Annotated in this window: 15 protein-coding genes; all 15 read left to right on the forward strand. The window is 71.2% G+C overall.

The window, feature by feature from the left end; all coding sequences use genetic code 11:
• Positions 1-7 precede the first annotated feature (7 nt).
• Genes AC0IYU_RS18015 through AC0IYU_RS18085 form a run of 15 tightly spaced genes read left to right on the forward strand, consistent with a single transcriptional unit; the run spans position 8 to position 14499 of the window.
• Positions 8-1411, forward strand: a complete 1404-nt coding sequence (locus tag AC0IYU_RS18015; protein WP_472119689.1) for a cobyrinate a,c-diamide synthase — start codon at positions 8-10, stop codon at positions 1409-1411.
• Entirely contained in the window at positions 1395-1991 is a 597-nt protein-coding gene (locus tag AC0IYU_RS18020) for a bifunctional adenosylcobinamide kinase/adenosylcobinamide-phosphate guanylyltransferase (RefSeq protein WP_472119616.1), read from the forward strand. Before AC0IYU_RS18015 ends, AC0IYU_RS18020 begins: the two co-directional genes overlap by 17 nt.
• Positions 1988-2863, forward strand: coding sequence for an ABC transporter substrate-binding protein (locus tag AC0IYU_RS18025; RefSeq protein ID WP_472119619.1), 876 nt, complete (start codon positions 1988-1990; stop codon positions 2861-2863). The genes AC0IYU_RS18020 and AC0IYU_RS18025 overlap by 4 nt, the downstream gene beginning before the upstream one ends.
• Positions 2860-3885: a FecCD family ABC transporter permease gene (locus AC0IYU_RS18030; RefSeq protein ID WP_435483628.1), complete on the forward strand. Its 1026-nt coding sequence runs from the start codon at positions 2860-2862 to the stop codon at positions 3883-3885. Before AC0IYU_RS18025 ends, AC0IYU_RS18030 begins: the two co-directional genes overlap by 4 nt.
• A complete protein-coding gene (locus tag AC0IYU_RS18035) occupies positions 3882-4664 on the forward strand; it encodes an ABC transporter ATP-binding protein (protein WP_472119622.1) in 783 nt (260 codons plus the stop codon). Before AC0IYU_RS18030 ends, AC0IYU_RS18035 begins: the two co-directional genes overlap by 4 nt.
• Before the next feature lie 22 nt (positions 4665-4686).
• Positions 4687-5256, forward strand: a complete 570-nt coding sequence (gene cobO / locus AC0IYU_RS18040; RefSeq protein ID WP_472119624.1) for a cob(I)yrinic acid a,c-diamide adenosyltransferase — start codon at positions 4687-4689, stop codon at positions 5254-5256.
• Positions 5257-5261: 5 nt separating this feature from the next.
• The gene (gene bluB, locus AC0IYU_RS18045; protein WP_435483631.1) at positions 5262-5942 is read left to right on the forward strand and encodes a 5,6-dimethylbenzimidazole synthase; all 681 of its coding nucleotides are present in this window, start codon (positions 5262-5264) and stop codon (positions 5940-5942) included.
• A complete protein-coding gene (locus AC0IYU_RS18050; protein ID WP_472119626.1) occupies positions 5942-6415 on the forward strand; it encodes a MotA/TolQ/ExbB proton channel family protein in 474 nt (157 codons plus the stop codon). The genes bluB and AC0IYU_RS18050 overlap by 1 nt, the downstream gene beginning before the upstream one ends.
• Entirely contained in the window at positions 6412-6795 is a 384-nt protein-coding gene (locus AC0IYU_RS18055; RefSeq protein WP_472119629.1) for a DUF2149 domain-containing protein, read from the forward strand. Before AC0IYU_RS18050 ends, AC0IYU_RS18055 begins: the two co-directional genes overlap by 4 nt.
• Positions 6792-10796 (forward strand): cobaltochelatase subunit CobN, encoded by a 4005-nt coding sequence (gene cobN, locus AC0IYU_RS18060; protein ID WP_472119632.1) that lies wholly within the window; start codon positions 6792-6794, stop codon positions 10794-10796. Before AC0IYU_RS18055 ends, cobN begins: the two co-directional genes overlap by 4 nt.
• Before the next feature lie 21 nt (positions 10797-10817).
• Positions 10818-11792: an adenosylcobinamide-phosphate synthase CbiB gene (cbiB, locus tag AC0IYU_RS18065; protein WP_472119635.1), complete on the forward strand. Its 975-nt coding sequence runs from the start codon at positions 10818-10820 to the stop codon at positions 11790-11792.
• The gene (locus tag AC0IYU_RS18070) at positions 11789-12793 is read left to right on the forward strand and encodes an aminotransferase class I/II-fold pyridoxal phosphate-dependent enzyme (RefSeq protein ID WP_472119638.1); all 1005 of its coding nucleotides are present in this window, start codon (positions 11789-11791) and stop codon (positions 12791-12793) included. The genes cbiB and AC0IYU_RS18070 overlap by 4 nt, the downstream gene beginning before the upstream one ends.
• Before the next feature lie 19 nt (positions 12794-12812).
• Positions 12813-13166 carry a CidA/LrgA family protein gene (locus tag AC0IYU_RS18075; RefSeq protein WP_435435930.1) on the forward strand — a complete coding sequence of 118 codons (354 nt, stop codon included), beginning with the start codon at positions 12813-12815 and terminating at the stop codon, positions 13164-13166.
• Positions 13163-13891 carry an LrgB family protein gene (locus tag AC0IYU_RS18080; protein ID WP_472119641.1) on the forward strand — a complete coding sequence of 243 codons (729 nt, stop codon included), beginning with the start codon at positions 13163-13165 and terminating at the stop codon, positions 13889-13891. The genes AC0IYU_RS18075 and AC0IYU_RS18080 overlap by 4 nt, the downstream gene beginning before the upstream one ends.
• A gap of 56 nt (positions 13892-13947) precedes the next feature.
• Positions 13948-14499, forward strand: a complete 552-nt coding sequence (locus tag AC0IYU_RS18085; protein ID WP_472119643.1) for a GNAT family N-acetyltransferase — start codon at positions 13948-13950, stop codon at positions 14497-14499.
• The last annotated feature ends 1 nt before the right edge of the window (position 14500 follow it).

Here is a 14500-nt window from a genome sequence, read left to right on the forward strand (position 1 = left end):
CTCATCCCTGCCCACCGGCACCCCGGATGGCGCGCCGGCCCCGCGCGCCACCTGCGCCGCGGTGCTGGTGGCCGCGCCTGCCTCCGGGCAGGGCAAGACCACCGTCGCCGCCGCGCTCGCGCGGCTGCATGCGCGCCAGGGCCGGCGCGTGCGCGCCTTCAAGTGCGGGCCCGACTTTCTGGACCCGCTCTGGCTGTCGCTGGCCACCGGTGCGCCGGTGCACTCGCTGGACCTGTGGATGACCGGCGAGGCCGACTGCCGCGCGCGCCTGCGCGCCGCGGCGGCCGAGTGCGACCTGCTGATCGTCGAGGGCGTGATGGGCCTGTTCGACGGCACGCCCAGCGCCGCCGACCTGGCCGAGCGTTTCGGCCTGCCGGTGCTGGCGGTGATCGATGCGCACGCCATGGCCGGCACCTTCGGGGCGCTGGCCTATGGCCTGCAGAACTTCCGGCCCGGCCTGCCGTGGGCCGGCGTGCTGGCCAACCGTGTCGCCAGCGAGCGGCATGCCGGCATGCTGAAAGACGCGCTGCGCGAGCCTGCGCAGTGGATGGGCGCCTTGCCGCGCGACGCGGGCTTCACGCTGCCGGAGCGGCATCTGGGGCTGGTGCTGGCCAGCGAGCTGGGCGACGCGATGGCGCGGCTCGACGCGGTCGCCGACGTGCTCGCCGCCACGCCGTTGGGGCAAATGCAGCCTTCGCAGCTGCCGCAGGTGAGCTTCGAAGCCCCCGCACCCGATCGGCCGGTGCCGCCCTTGCTGGCCGGCCGCACCGTCGCCATTGCGCGCGATGCGGCCTTCTCGTTCATCTACCCCGCGAACCTCGACGTGCTCACGGCGCTGTGTGCGCGGCTGTCCTTTTTCTCGCCGCTGGCGGGCGATGCCTTGCCGGCCTGCGATGCCGTCTGGCTGCCCGGCGGCTACCCCGAGCTGCATGCCGAAGCGCTCGCTGGCTGCACCGCGACACGCGAGTCGCTCGCCGCCCATGCCGCGGCCGGCAAGCCGGTGTGGGCCGAGTGCGGCGGCATGATGGTGCTGTTCGATGAACTCGCCACGCAAGGCAGCGCAGAACATGGCGTGCAGGTGCACCGCATGTGGGGCCTGCTGCCCGGCAAGGTCGCGATGCAGAAGCGCCTGGCCGGCCTGGGCCCGCAGCAGCTCGTGCTCGGCGACCACACCCTGCGCGGCCACACCTTCCACTATTCGCTGTGCGACACGCCCCTGGTGCCGGTAGCCCATACCGCCCGGCCCACCGTGACCCAGCCCGTGGGCGCGCGCGCCGGCGAGGCGCTGTACGTGCGCGGCCCGGTGCGCGCGAGCTACTTCCATGCGTGGTTCGCTTCCAGCCCGCAAGCCACCGCGCGCCTGTTCGGCGCCATGCCCATCGCATTGGAGAGCCATGCCCCTGCCGAATAAGCCGAAGACCGCCGTGCACGAATTCATCCTCGGCGGCCAGAAGAGCGGCAAGTCGCGCCGCGGCGAGCAGCGCGCCATCGACTGGCTGGCCGCCGCGCCCCGGCACCGCGCCGTGATGATCGCGACCGCCCAGGCCTATGACGACGAGATGCTCGAGCGCATCGTGCGCCACCAGGCCGACCGCGCCGAGCGCGTGCCCGGCATGCGCACCATCGAGGAGCCGATCGAGCTCGCGCGCGCCGTGGTCACGCAGAGCACGCCCGAGACGCTGGTGCTCGTCGACTGCCTCACGCTGTGGCTCACCAACCTGACGATGCCCATGCCCCGCGAAGATGCGAGGCCCGCCACGCGCACGCCGGCCATGCACATCGCCATGCTGCTGGTGGCGCTGCGCGAGGCGAGCGGCCCGGTGGTGCTGGTCGGCAACGAAATCGGCCTGGGCGTGATTCCCATGGGCCGCGAGACGCGCGCCTTCGTCGATGCGCTCGGCCGCCTGAACCAGGACGTGGCCGCCGCCTGCGACCGCGTGACCCTGATGGCGGCCGGCCTGCCGCTGACGCTGAAGGCGCCCGCCGCATGAAGGCCTTGCGCATGTCCCTGGCCGCCCTCGGCCTGATGCTGTTCGCATGGACGGCGCACGCCTTCGACGTGGTCGACGAGCGCGGCGTCACCGTCAGCCTGCCGCAGCCGCCGCAACGCATCGTCACGCTGCTGCCCTCGCTCACCGAATCGGTGTGTGCCCTGGGCGCCTGCAACCGGCTGGTGGGCATCGACCGCTACTCCAATTCGCCCGAACAGGTGAAGGCGCTGCCGCAGGTCGGCGGCGGGCTCGACCCCAACGTCGAAGCCATCGTCGCGCTCAAGCCCGACGCGGTGCTGCTCGCCAAGTCGTCGCGCGTCACGCAGCGGCTCGAAGCGCTGGGCGTGAAGGTGCTGGTGCTCGAACCCAAGAACCATGCCGATGTGCGGCGCGTGCTCGACAAGCTCGACCAGGTGCTCGGCACGCACGACGCACCGAAGGTCTGGCGCGTGATCGACGCCAGCGTGTCGGCGGCCGCGCAGTCGCTGCCCGCGAGCGCGAAGGGACTGCGCGTGTACTTCGAAGTGAACAGCGCGCCGTATGCGGCGGGCGAGTCGTCCTTCATCGGCGAGACGCTCGCGCGGCTCGGCGTGAAGAACATCGTGCCGGCGTCGCTGGGGCCCTTTCCCAAGCTCAACCCCGAGTACGTGGTGCGCGCCAACCCCGACCTCATCATGGTCAGCGTGCGCAGCGCGCAGGGGCTGGAGCAGCGCCCCGGCTGGGCCGGCATCCGCGCGGTGCGCGAAGGCCGCATCTGCCGCTTCAGCCCCGAGCAGTCCGACGTGCTGGTGCGCCCCGGCCCGCGCATGGACGAGGCCGCGCGCCTGATGGCGCAGTGCATCTCCACGCAGGGCGACAGGGGCAAGCGGTGAACGCCGCGCTCAGGCACACGGCCCACCTGCGCCGGGTCTTGCTGCTCGGCGTGGGCCTGCTGGTGCTGGGCGCGGCGCTGATGCTGCTGGGCCTGGGCATCGGCAGCACCGGCTTCGAGAGCCTGTTGTCGGCGCGGCACGACCCGGTGGCGCTGCAGATCGTGTGGGACATCCGGCTGCCGCGCACGCTGGGCGCATGGCTGGCCGGCGCGCTGCTGGGGCTGGCGGGCGCGGTGGCGCAGGGGCTGTTCCGCAACCCGCTGGCCGACCCTTACCTGCTGGGCAGCGCATCGGGCGCCTCGCTCGGCGTGGCCGTGGCGCTGCTGATGTTCGGCGGCTCGGCCGCCAGCGCGCAGTGGGTGATGCGGCTCGGCCTCACGGGCGCGGCCTTCGTCGGCGCGGTGCTGGCGGTGATGCTCACGCTGATGCTGGCGCGCGGCGTGCAGCAGACGCTGCGCCTGCTGCTGGCCGGCGTGATCGTCGGCGTGGTGTTGGGCGCCGCGAAAGACCTGATCACCATCGCCTCGGCCGACATCCTGCAGGCCCTCCAGGGCTTCGTGCTCGGCAGCACCGGCCTGGTCGGCTGGAGCGCCTGCGCGGTGATGGCCATGGTCGGCGCGGTGTGCCTGCTGCTGGCGTGGGCGCTGGCGCCGGTGCTCGACGGGCTGGCGCTGGGCGAGGCCACCGCGCGCAGCCTGGGCCTGCCGCTGGGCGGCATGCGCGCGGCGCTGGTCGTGGTGCTGGCATTGGCCACCGGCGCGGCCGTCGCGCAGACCGGCCTGATCGCCTTCGTCGGCCTGGCCGCGCCGCACCTGGTGCGCTCGGTCGTCAAGACCACGCATGCGCGGCTGATCGTGCTGTCGGCGCTGATGGGCGGGCTGCTGCTGATGGCGGCCGACCTGCTGGCGCGCTGGCTGATTGCGCCGCAGGAACTGCCGGTGGGCGTGCTCACGGCCGTGCTGGGCGGCAGCTACCTGCTGTGGTTGATGCACCGGCGCAGCGCGCGGAGCGGCGTGGCATGAGCGGCCCCAGGACACCCGCCCTCGAAGCGCGCCGCGTGGGCGCCACGCTCGGCGCGACCGAGGTGCTGCACGACATCGACCTGCAACTGTCGGCCGCCCGCTGGACCAGCATCGTCGGGCCGAACGGCGCGGGCAAGTCGACGCTGCTCAAGGCAATGGCGGGCCTGCTCGCGCACCGGGGCGAGGTGCGGCTCTTCGGCGACGTGCTGGGCAAGGTGCCCGCGCGGATCCGTGCCCAGCGCCTGTCCTGGCTCGGCCAGAGCGGCACGGGCGAGGGCAGTGCCGACGACCTGATGGTCTACGACATCGCCATGCTCGGCCGGCTGCCGCACCAGCGCTGGCTGGCCGCGCCCAGCACGGCCGACCGCGAAGCCGTGGAGCGCGCCTTGCGCAGCACCCAGGCCTGGGAGTGGCGCGACCGCCCGCTGGGGCAGCTCTCGGGCGGCGAGCGCCAGCGTGTGCTGCTGGCGCGCGCGCTCGCGGTCGAGGCCGATCTGCTGCTGATGGACGAGCCGCTTGCCAACCTCGATCCGCCGCACCAGGCCGACTGGATGCAGACCGCGCGTGCACTCGTGGCCCAGGGCAAGACGGTGGTCAGCGTGCTGCACGAGCTGCCGATGGCGCTGGCCGCCGACGAACTGGTCGTGATGAACCAGGGCCGTGTCGTGCACCACGGCGGCTGCAGCGACCCTGTGACCCACACCGCGCTCGAGCAGGTGTTCGACCAGCGCGTTCGTGTGCACCGCGTGGCGGACCAGTGGATTGCGTTGCCGCAGTAACCAACATACGAACCGAAGAATCATGCAGATCGAAACACCCCCCAGCGAGAAGCCTTACGAGAAGCCTGAAGGCGAACGCCGAGGCATCGTCATCGTCAACACCGGCGACGGCAAGGGAAAAAGCACCGCCGCGTTCGGCCTCGCGCTGCGCGCCCACGGCCGCGGCAAGCCCGTGAAGATCTACCAGTTCATGAAGGTGCCGAGTGCGCGTTTCGGCGAGCACCGCATGTTCGAGCAGATCGGCATTCCCATCGAAGGGCTCGGCGACGGCTTCAGCTGGAAGAGCCAGGACCTCGAACGCTCCGGGCAGCTGGCGCGCGACGGCTGGGAGAAGGCCAAGGCGGCGATTCTGTCGGGCGAGTTCTTCCTGGTCGTGCTCGACGAGATCACCTACCCGCTGATCTACGGTTGGCTGCCGCTCGAAGGCGTGCTCGAAACCCTGCGCACGCGGCCCAAGCATATGCACGTGGTGCTCACCGGCCGCCGCTGCCCGCCCGAACTCATCGAGCTGGCCGACACCGTGACCGAGATGACCTTGGTCAAGCACGCCTTCAAGGCCGGCATTCCCGCGCAACGCGGCATCGAAGACTGAACACCATGGCGCACGCGTTCGAGGCGCACGAGGCGGCGGCTGTCTACCGCGCGATCCACGAGCGGCGCGACATGCGCCACTTCGCAGGCGGGCAGGTCGCGCCCGAGGTGCTGCGCCGGCTGCTCGACGCGGCGCACCACGCGCCCAGCGTCGGGTTCATGCAGCCGTGGCGCTTCATTCGCATTCGCGGGCAGGCGCTGCGCCAGCAACTGCACCGTGTCGTGGAACACGAGCGCGTGCTCACCGCCCGTGCGCTGGGCGAGCGCGAAGACGAATTCATGTGCCTCAAGGTGCAGGGCCTGCTCGATGCGGCCGAGCTGCTGGCGGTGACGCTGGCCGACGGACGCGAGAAGCATGTGTTCGGCCGCCGCACGCTGCCGCAGATGGACCTGGCCTCCGCCTCGTGCGCCATCCAGAACCTGTGGCTCGCGGCGCGTGCCGAAGGCCTGGGCATGGGATGGGTGTCGCTGTTCGACCCGGCCGAGGTGTCGGTGCTGCTCGGCCTGCCGGAAGGGGCGGAGGCCATCGCCTTGCTGTGCCTGGGGCCGGTGGAGAATTTCTACGACGAACCCATGCTGCAGCGCGAGCGCTGGGCCCGGCGCGCGCCGCTCGCGTCGCTGGTGTTCGACGAAGGCTGGGGCCGGCCTTCGGACCTGTTCGACCGTTCTCTCGGGGAACCCGCCTGATGCTTGCCTTCGACACCGTTCTCTTCGAACTTGCGCGCCTGTTCCTCTGGCCCGTGACGCTGGGCGTGCTGCTGTCCTTCGTGTACGCCGTGTACTGCCTGGGCGCCTTCGGCATCGAGTACCTGCAGCGCCGCCGCGACCCGTCGCGCGTGCTGGCACTGCGGCACCATGCCGATGCCAGCCAGGAGCAGATGGAGCTGGTGGTGCTCAAGCAGCTCGAAGGCGTGCGCCTGTGCAGCCGCGTGGCGCCGATGCTGGGGCTGATTGCCACCATGATCCCGATGGGCCCGGCGCTGGTGGCCGTGGCATCGGGCGAATCGCAGGGCGTGGCGCAGAGCCTCGCGCCCGCGTTCGCCGCCGTGATCGTGGCGCTGGCGTCGGCCTCGATCACCTTCGTGGTCTACACCGTGCGCAGGCGCTGGCTCATGCGCGAGCTGGTGACGGTGCTGGACGCGCGGGACCGGTTGTCATGACCCGTCGGCAGTTTTCGATATTGAGCAGCCTGGACACCGACGACGACGACCCCGTGCTCTCCACCATCAACCTGATCGACGTGTTCATGGTGGTCATCGGCATGCTGATGATCGCGGTCATCAACAACCCGATGAACCCCTTCGCGCAGGACAAGGTGACGGTCATCCGCAACGAGGGCCAGCCGAACATGGAGATCATCACGCGCGAGGGGCAGAAGATCACGCGCTTCAAGGCCAGCGGCGCGACGGGGCAGGGCGACGGCGAGAAGGCCGGCACCGCCTGGCGTCTGAAGGACGGCACGATGGTCTATGTGCCGGCGGATGCAGTGCCTTCGGGGGCAGTACCTTCGGGTGCCGTGCCGGCGCAGGGCGGGAAGTGACGAAGCGGTTCTTCTTCTGGTTGCTCCTGGCTGGACTGGGGTTCCTGGTGCCGGCCCAGGCCCAGCAGGCTTCTTCGCGGGTCGTGGTGTTGAGCACCTCGCTGGTATCGCCGGCGCGCGTGGTGCGGCTGCAGGCCGCGGCGCGCGACGCGGGTGTGCCGCTGCAGGTGATGTCGGCCGCAACGGATTCGCCCGAAGCGCTGGCAGGCGCGCTCGACGGCGCGCGCCTGCTCGTGATCGACGCGCCGCACCTCAGCGTGGCGCAGGCCGCCGCGGCGCGCTTCGGCGACACAGTGGCGCGCAGCGCCACGCCCTATGTGCTGATCGGCGAGTTCGCGCTGGTCGCGAAAGGCCAGGCTTCCGTTGCCGCGCCGCTGGCGGCCGAGCGTGGCGTCGATGCCGCATGGGCGCAAAGGTTGCGCGAGTACTGGCGCTTTTCCGGTTCTGCCAACCTTGACGCGGCGATGCAGGCCCTCGCGCAGCCCGGCAGCCTCGCGGGCTTGCCGGACCCCGTGCCGCTGCCATTGGCCGGCCTGTACCACCCGGGCTGGCAGCGCATCGCGACCGACATCGCCGCCATCGACACGCTCCCCGGAACCGGCACGGTCGCCATCGCGATCAACGGCGCCACCGTCACCGGCGACGACACAGGATGGCTCGACACGCTGATCGCCGCGCTGGAACAGCGCGGCCTTCGCGCCTATGCCTTCTACGGCCCGCGCCAGCAGAAGGACCTGTTTTTTCGCATGACGCACACCGGTGAACGGCGCGTGGCCGACGTGATCGTCAACGCCTCGCTGGTGTTCAGCCCGAACGAGCGCAAGGCCGAGCTGGAGCGCATCGGCGTGCCGGTGCTGCAGACGCTGCCCTCGCTGGCCATGGACGCCGCGCAATGGGCGCAAAGCAAGGACGGCCTTTCGCAGACCGACATTGCCGCCTACTACAGCCCGAGCGAACTGGCCGGCATGACCGACCCGATGTTGGTGACCGCCCGCGATGCCACGGCCGGCAACCTGCAGCCGCTGCCCGCGCAGATCGACGCCGTGGCCGGCAAGGCCGCCGCATTGCTGCGCCTGCAGCGCACCCGGGCCGCGGAGCGCCGCGTGGCGATGCTGGTCTACAACTACCCGCCGGGCGAGGCGAACTTCGGCGCATCGTTCCTCAACGTGCCGCGCAGCGTGAACAACATGCTCGCGGCGATGCAGTCGGCCGGCTACCGCACCGAACTGCCGGGCACCGACGCGCTCATTGCGCAGGTGCAGGCGACGATGAAGGCCTACTACCCCGCGGGGCAGGGCGATGCCTTGCAGCCGCTGCTGGGCAGTGGCCTGGCCGATGCGCTGCCGCTGTCGCGCTACCTCGCCTGGTTTCGCGCGCTGCCTGCCGACACGCAGCGCCGCATCGAAACCTACTGGGGCCCGCCCGAGCAGTCGACCATGCTGCGAAACGTCGCGGGCGAGCCGGCCTTCGTGATTCCGCGCGTGCAGTTCGGCAACGTGGTGGTGCTGCGCCAGCCGCCGCGCTTCGAGCCCGGCACGCCGGTGGCGAGCAAGGCCGAGCAGGTGTATCACCGCTCCGCCGTTCCGCTGAGCCACAGCTACCTCGCCACCTACCTCTGGCTGCGCACGCAGTTCGGCGCCAGCGCGGTGGTGCACGTGGGCACGCACGGCACGCTCGAGTGGTCGGCGGGCAAGGAGCGCGGGCTGTCGGTGCAGGACGACCCCTTGCTCGCGCTCGGCGACCTGCCCAACCTGTACCCGTACATCATGGACAACCTCGGCGAGGCCACCACTGCCAAGCGGCGCGGCCGCGCGACCATGGTGAGCCATTCGACGCCGATGTTCGCGCCCGCGGGTTTTCGCCCCGGGGTGCAGGACATGCACGAGCGCATGCACGACTGGGAGACGCTGTCGCCCGGCCCGGTGAAGACCGCGATGGAAAGGAAACTGGCGGCGGCGTTCGTCGAGCAGCACTACGACCGCGACCTGAAATGGACACCCGCGCAGATCCGCGCGGACTTCGCGGGTTTCATCGCCGTGCTGCACCCGTACCTCGACGAGCTCGCGCAGACCGCGCAGCCGCTGGGCCTTGCCACCTTCGGGCAGGCGCCGAGTGCAGAACGCCGGCGCATGACGATCCTGCAGATCCTGGGCAAGCCCTTGGTGGAGGCGCTGGGCGAGGACGTCGACGAGGCCTTCCTGATCGACGCGAAGAGCGTCGCCGGCTCCAAGCCCGCGCGCTGGGTGGCACTGGCGCTCACCGACGCACAGGCGGCCAGCGACATGGGCAGGACCCCCGCCGACAAGAAGCGTCTCCAGGCATTGGCGGAGCGTGCGCGCCAGCTCGACGACGTGCTCGCGCACAACGAAGAAATCGAAGGCCTGCTGACCGCACTCGACGGGCGTTACCTGAAGTCGAGCTACGGCGGCGATCCGGTGCGCAACCCCGACAGCCTGCCCACCGGGCGCAACCTCTACGGTTTCGACCCGAGCCGCGTGCCGACGCGCGCGGCCTGGGACACGGGCGTGGCCGCGATGGACGCCTGGATCGCCGAACACGCGAAGACCCACGCCGGCAAGGCACCCGAGAAGATCGCCTTCACGCTGTGGGCCGGCGAGGCCTCGCGCCACCAGGGCGTGCTGGAAAGCCAGGCCCTCTACGCCATGGGCGTGAAGCCGCGCTGGGACGAGGGCGGGCGCATGACGGGCATCGAGGTCATGCCCGCGCCGGTGTTGAAGCGGCCACGCATCGACGTGCTGCTGAGCGTCACCGGCTCCTACCGCGACCAGTTCCCCAACGTGATGCGCTGGCTCGACGAAGCCGTGCAGCAGGTGGCGGCCCTGCGCGAGCCCGGCAACGCCGTGGCGCTGCACAGCGAGGCGCTGGCGCGCAAGCTGCGCGCGCAAGGCGCGTCGGCACAGGAGGCGCAGCGCTGGTCGACGGCGCGCGTGTTCTCGAACGAGCAGGGCAGCTACGGCGCGGGGCTCGAAGAAGCCGCGCTCGCGAGCGACGTGTGGAAGCGCCAGCAACGCGGCGGCGGCGATGCGCAGATGGCGCAGCTCTACATGGATCGCATGGGGCACGCCTACGGCAACGGCCTGGACGGCGCGGCGCGGCCCGGCGCCTATGCGGGCAACCTGGTGCAGGTCGATGCGGCGCTGATGGCGCGCAGCTCCAACCTGTACGGCGTGCTGACCAACGACGACCCGTTCCAGTACCTGGGCGGCATCGCGCAGGCCGTGCGCCAGCTCACGGGCAAGGACCCGGCGCTGTACGTGCAGAACCTGCGCGACGGCGCCGCGGTGCGCACCGACACGGCCGCGGGCGCCATCGCGCGCGAGATGCAGACTCGCTACCTGCATCCGCAGTGGATCGCGGCGCAGAAGGCCGAAGGCTACAGCGGCACGCTGCAGGTGCTGAAGACCGCGCAGTTCCTCTGGGGCTGGCAGGTCACCGCGCCGGCCACCGTGCGGCAGGACCAGTGGCAGTCGCTGCACGACGTGTATGTGCGCGACAGGTACAAGCTGGGCACGCGCGAATGGCTCGAAGGGGACAACCGCGCCGCCTTCGCGCAGACGCTGGAGCGCATGCTCGACGCGGTGCGGCTGAACTACTGGAAGCCCGATGCCGCCACGCGGCGCGAGCTGGCGCAGGCCTATGCGGAGGCCGCGCGCGCGACCGGGCTGCGCGAGCCCAATGCGGGCGTGCAGCGCTTCGTGCAGGCGGCGCTGGCGCCCGCGGCACCGGCACAAGCGCAGGCGCAGGCGCAGCCGCGCCCTCCGGTCGAGCCCGTGGTCGCGGTGGCGTCCGCGCCCGCGGCCGAGCCGGCGCCGGACACCACGCAGCCCGTCAGCGGCCTCAAGCTCGAGCCCACGCCGGCTGACACCCCGGCGCCGCCAGCCGAAACCGTCGTCCTTCGGCTCTGGGTCGCATTCGGTGCCGCGTTGCTCGTCGCATTCGGCGCATTGATGCAATGGCGCCGGGGCCGGGCGCCGGCCTGATTCGCGAGAATGGCCGGTCTCATGCCCCACCCGACTCCTGAATACGCCCTTGCCGTGGCCGCCGCGCTGTGGATCGCGCTGGTTGTCGACCGCTGGCTGGGCGAGCCGCCCGCGGCGCTGCACCCGGTCGTGTGGATGGGCAACTACCTCGGGTGGATCGGTTCGCGCGTCGCGCCGCGCATGCACCTGTCGAAGCCGACCGACCTGCCGATGTTCTTCATCGGTGCATTGACGTGGTGTGTCGGTGCGGCGTGCGTCTGGGGCGTCGCCATGGCCTTGCAGACGCTCGTCACGCAGTGGCTTCCCCTGTGGGCCGTGGCGCTGCTGCTCGGCCTGCTGCTCAAGCCGCTGTTCGCCTGGCGCATGCTGCGCGACGAAGTGCTGGCGGTCGAGGCCGCATTGGCCGTGTCGCTCGACGCCGGGCGCCAGCAGCTGGCACGGCTGGTGAGCCGCGACGTCTCGCGGCTCAGCGAGCGCGAGGTGCGCGAAAGCGCCATCGAGTCGCTGGCCGAAAACCTCAACGATTCGCTGGTGGCCCCGGTGTTCTGGTTCGTGCTGCTCGGCCTGCCGGGCGCGGCGCTCTACCGCTTCGCCAACACGGCCGACGCGATGTGGGGCTACCGTGGCGAGCGCAACGGCCGCGACTGGACCTGGCTCGGCAAATGGGCCGCGCGCGCGGACGACGTGCTGTCGTGGGTGCCGGCGCGCATCACGGTGCTGCTGCTGGCGCTCGCTGCGTGGCGCTGGCCCGCGGGGCTGTCGCAGGAGGCACGCCGCACCCCGTCGCCCAACAGCGGCTGGCCGATGGCGGCGATGGCGCTGCTGCTCGGCGTGCGGCTGGCCAAGCCGGGCGTGTATGCGCTGAATGCCGAGGGGCGTGCGCCTTCTGCGGCCGACATGCAGCGCACCGCGCAGCTAGGCGAGCGAGCGGCCCTGGCGCTGTGCCTGTTCGCGTCGCTGGCGATCCTGGCGACCACGGGCTGGAGGTGGGCATGAGCGCGGCGCTGCATGGCGGCCCCGATGCCTCCGGCGCGGCACCGCACGACTTCTCGACCAACGGCAACGCGGTAGGGCCTTGCCCGGCAGCACTGGAGGCACTGCGCACCGCCGATGCCGCGCACTACCCGGACCCGCACTACACGGCGCTGCGCGACAAGCTCGCGGCCTTTCATGGCGTGTCGGCGCGGCGCGTTGTCGTTGCAGCAAGCGCGAGCGAATTCATCCACCGCATCAGCGCGGCCGTGATGCAGCAGGGCGGCCGCACGGTGTGGTTGCCGGCGCACAGCTATGGCGACTACGAGCGTGCGGCGCGGGCCTGGGGCCTGCAGTTGATGCGCGCGCCGCAGGCGGCTGCCGACGCCGCGCTGCGCTGGTGCTGCGAGCCGTCGAGCCCGCTGGGCCAGCCGCAGGCCGACCTGCCGCAGCATGCCGCCGGCGCCCAGGGTGCCTGCGTCCTCGACCTGGCCTACGAGCCGCTGCGCCTGCAGGGAACGCCATCGCTCGACGACACGCAGCGCAACCGCGTCTGGCAGATGTGGACGCCCAACAAGGCCATGGGCCTGACCGGCGTTCGCGCGGCCTATGCCGTCGCGCCCGACGATGCGGATGCCGATCTGTTGCGGCGCGTCGAATGCCTGGCCCCGTCCTGGCCGCTGGGCACGCACGGCGTCGCGTTGCTCGACGCCTGGGTCGGCGGCGACGCCCAGCGCTGGCTCGCGCAAAGCCTGCAGACCTTGCGCGCGTGGAAGGCGCAGCAACGAGTGCTCTGCGAATCGCTGGGCTGGCATTGCCTGCCCGGTGAGGCGAACTTTTTCTGCGCGCGCACCGACCGCCCTTACCCCCAGCTGGCCGGCGCCTTGCGCACGGAGGGCATCAAGCTGCGCGACTGTGCCTCCTTCGGCCTGCCGGGCCATGTGCGCCTGGGCGTGCTGCCGCCCGCGAGCCAGGACGCCCTGAAAGAGGGATGGACACGCGCGGCCGCTTGCGCCGACCATTGAAAGCCGACCCGTACAGACCATGCTCTACGCCATCACCACGCTCTTTCTCTGCCAACTCGCGGGCGAACTGCTCGTGCAGTGGCTCGGCCTGCCCATTCCCGGTCCGCTGATCGGGATGGTGCTGCTGTTCATCGGCCTGCTGGTGCGCCGTGGCGTGCCGCAGGCGCTGACCGACACCTCGGGCCACCTGCTGCGCAACCTGATGCTGTTGTTCATCCCGGCGGTGGCCGGCGTGATGCTGCATTTCGAGCGGGTGGGGCGGGAATGGCTGCCTTTCCTTGCCGCGGGCATCGTCGGGGCGGCCTTCACCATGACGGTGACCGCGCTCACGTTCCGCTGGATGATCCGCCTCACCGGCAAGGACGCCGAATGACCGCGCCCGCCAAACTCTCCGAGATCTGGGTCTTCCTCGCGCAGTCGCCGCTGCTGTGGCTGTCGCTCACGCTGCTGGCCTACCTGGGCGCGCTGTGGCTGCACACGCGCAGCGGGCGCAACCCGGTGGTCAACCCGGTGCTGATCTCGGTGGTGGTCATCGTCGGCGTGCTGCTGCTCACGCGCACGCCTTACGACACGTATTTCGAAGGCGCGAAGTTCGTGCACTTCCTCATCGGCCCGGCCACCGTGGCGCTGGCCGTGCCGCTGTACAGCCAGGTCGGCCGGCTGCGGCGGCTGTGGCTGCCCATCGGCGTGGCGCTGCTGGTGGGCTCGGTCGCGGCCATCGTGTCGGCCATCGGCATTGCATGGGTGCTGGGCGGCTCGCACGAACTGATGATGTCGCTCGCGCCCAAGTCGGCCACCATGCCCATCGCCATGGGCGTGGCCGAGAAGATCGGCGGGCTGCCCTCGCTGGCGGCCGTGGCCGCGGCGGTGGCCGGCATCTCGGGCGCGATCATGGCCACCGGGCTGTTGAACCTGCTGCGCATCAGGGAGCCCGCGGTGCGCGGCTTTGCGGTCGGCATGGCGGCGCACGGCATCGGCACGGCGCGCGCCATCCAGGTGAACGAGACGGCGGGCGCGTTCTCCGCGCTGGCCATGGGGCTGAACGGCATCGCCACGGCGCTGCTGGTGCCGCTGATCGTCAAGCTGATGGGAGCCTGAAAGGGGAAGAACGCGTGCCGCTGTACTGGTCCCGTCCAATCACCGATCCGCGCCCGATGGAGCTCGTCTGGCCCGCCAGGCCCTATCTGGGCGGCTATGTGTCGGCGCTGAACCGGGGCTGGTCGCGCGACGAATCGCGTCCCGAATCGGGCCCGGAAGAGCGCGCCGCCATCGAGGCCGATGCTGCGGCGTTTCTTGCGAGCCTGGTCGACCGCGAGGCCCTCGGCGCGCCCATTACCCTGCCCGACGGCACGCAGGTGCCGCGGCTGCCGGGCTACAAGTGCTGGATGTGGGACGGCGAGTTCTGCGGCAGCATCGACCTGCGCTGGCAGCCCGGCACCATCGCCTTGCCGGCCTACTGCCTGGGCCACATCGGCTACAACGTCGTGCCGTGGAAGCAGCGCAAGGGCTACGCGACGCGCGCGCTCCGCGCGATGCTGATGCTGGCGGCCGGCGAAGGGCTGAGCCGTGTCGAGATCACCACCAGCCCGGGCAACCTGGCGTCGCAGAAGGTGATCGAGGCCAACGGCGGCGTGCTGGCCGAGACCTTCATCACGCTGCCCAGCCAGGGCAGCCTGACCAAGTACCGCTACTTCATCTACCTCTGAA

Source organism: Variovorax sp. AC103 (assembly GCF_979254005.1).

What these genes read in the sequence shown, in the direction of transcription:
- AC0IYU_RS18020 (WP_472119616.1), top strand. Translation starts at nt 1,395, where the DNA reads ATGCCCCTGCCGAATAAGCCGAAGACCGCCGTGCACGAATTCATCCTC.
- AC0IYU_RS18080 (WP_472119641.1), top strand. Translation starts at nt 13,163, where the DNA reads ATGACCGCGCCCGCCAAACTCTCCGAGATCTGGGTCTTCCTCGCGCAG.
- cobO (WP_472119624.1), top strand. Translation starts at nt 4,687, where the DNA reads ATGCAGATCGAAACACCCCCCAGCGAGAAGCCTTACGAGAAGCCTGAA.
- AC0IYU_RS18055 (WP_472119629.1), top strand. Translation starts at nt 6,412, where the DNA reads ATGACCCGTCGGCAGTTTTCGATATTGAGCAGCCTGGACACCGACGAC.
- AC0IYU_RS18050 (WP_472119626.1), top strand. Translation starts at nt 5,942, where the DNA reads ATGCTTGCCTTCGACACCGTTCTCTTCGAACTTGCGCGCCTGTTCCTC.
- cbiB (WP_472119635.1), top strand. Translation starts at nt 10,818, where the DNA reads ATGCCCCACCCGACTCCTGAATACGCCCTTGCCGTGGCCGCCGCGCTG.
- AC0IYU_RS18070 (WP_472119638.1), top strand. Translation starts at nt 11,789, where the DNA reads ATGAGCGCGGCGCTGCATGGCGGCCCCGATGCCTCCGGCGCGGCACCG.
- bluB (WP_435483631.1), top strand. Translation starts at nt 5,262, where the DNA reads ATGGCGCACGCGTTCGAGGCGCACGAGGCGGCGGCTGTCTACCGCGCG.
- AC0IYU_RS18025 (WP_472119619.1), top strand. Translation starts at nt 1,988, where the DNA reads ATGAAGGCCTTGCGCATGTCCCTGGCCGCCCTCGGCCTGATGCTGTTC.
- AC0IYU_RS18085 (WP_472119643.1), top strand. Translation starts at nt 13,948, where the DNA reads ATGGAGCTCGTCTGGCCCGCCAGGCCCTATCTGGGCGGCTATGTGTCG.
- AC0IYU_RS18075 (WP_435435930.1), top strand. Translation starts at nt 12,813, where the DNA reads ATGCTCTACGCCATCACCACGCTCTTTCTCTGCCAACTCGCGGGCGAA.
- AC0IYU_RS18035 (WP_472119622.1), top strand. Translation starts at nt 3,882, where the DNA reads ATGAGCGGCCCCAGGACACCCGCCCTCGAAGCGCGCCGCGTGGGCGCC.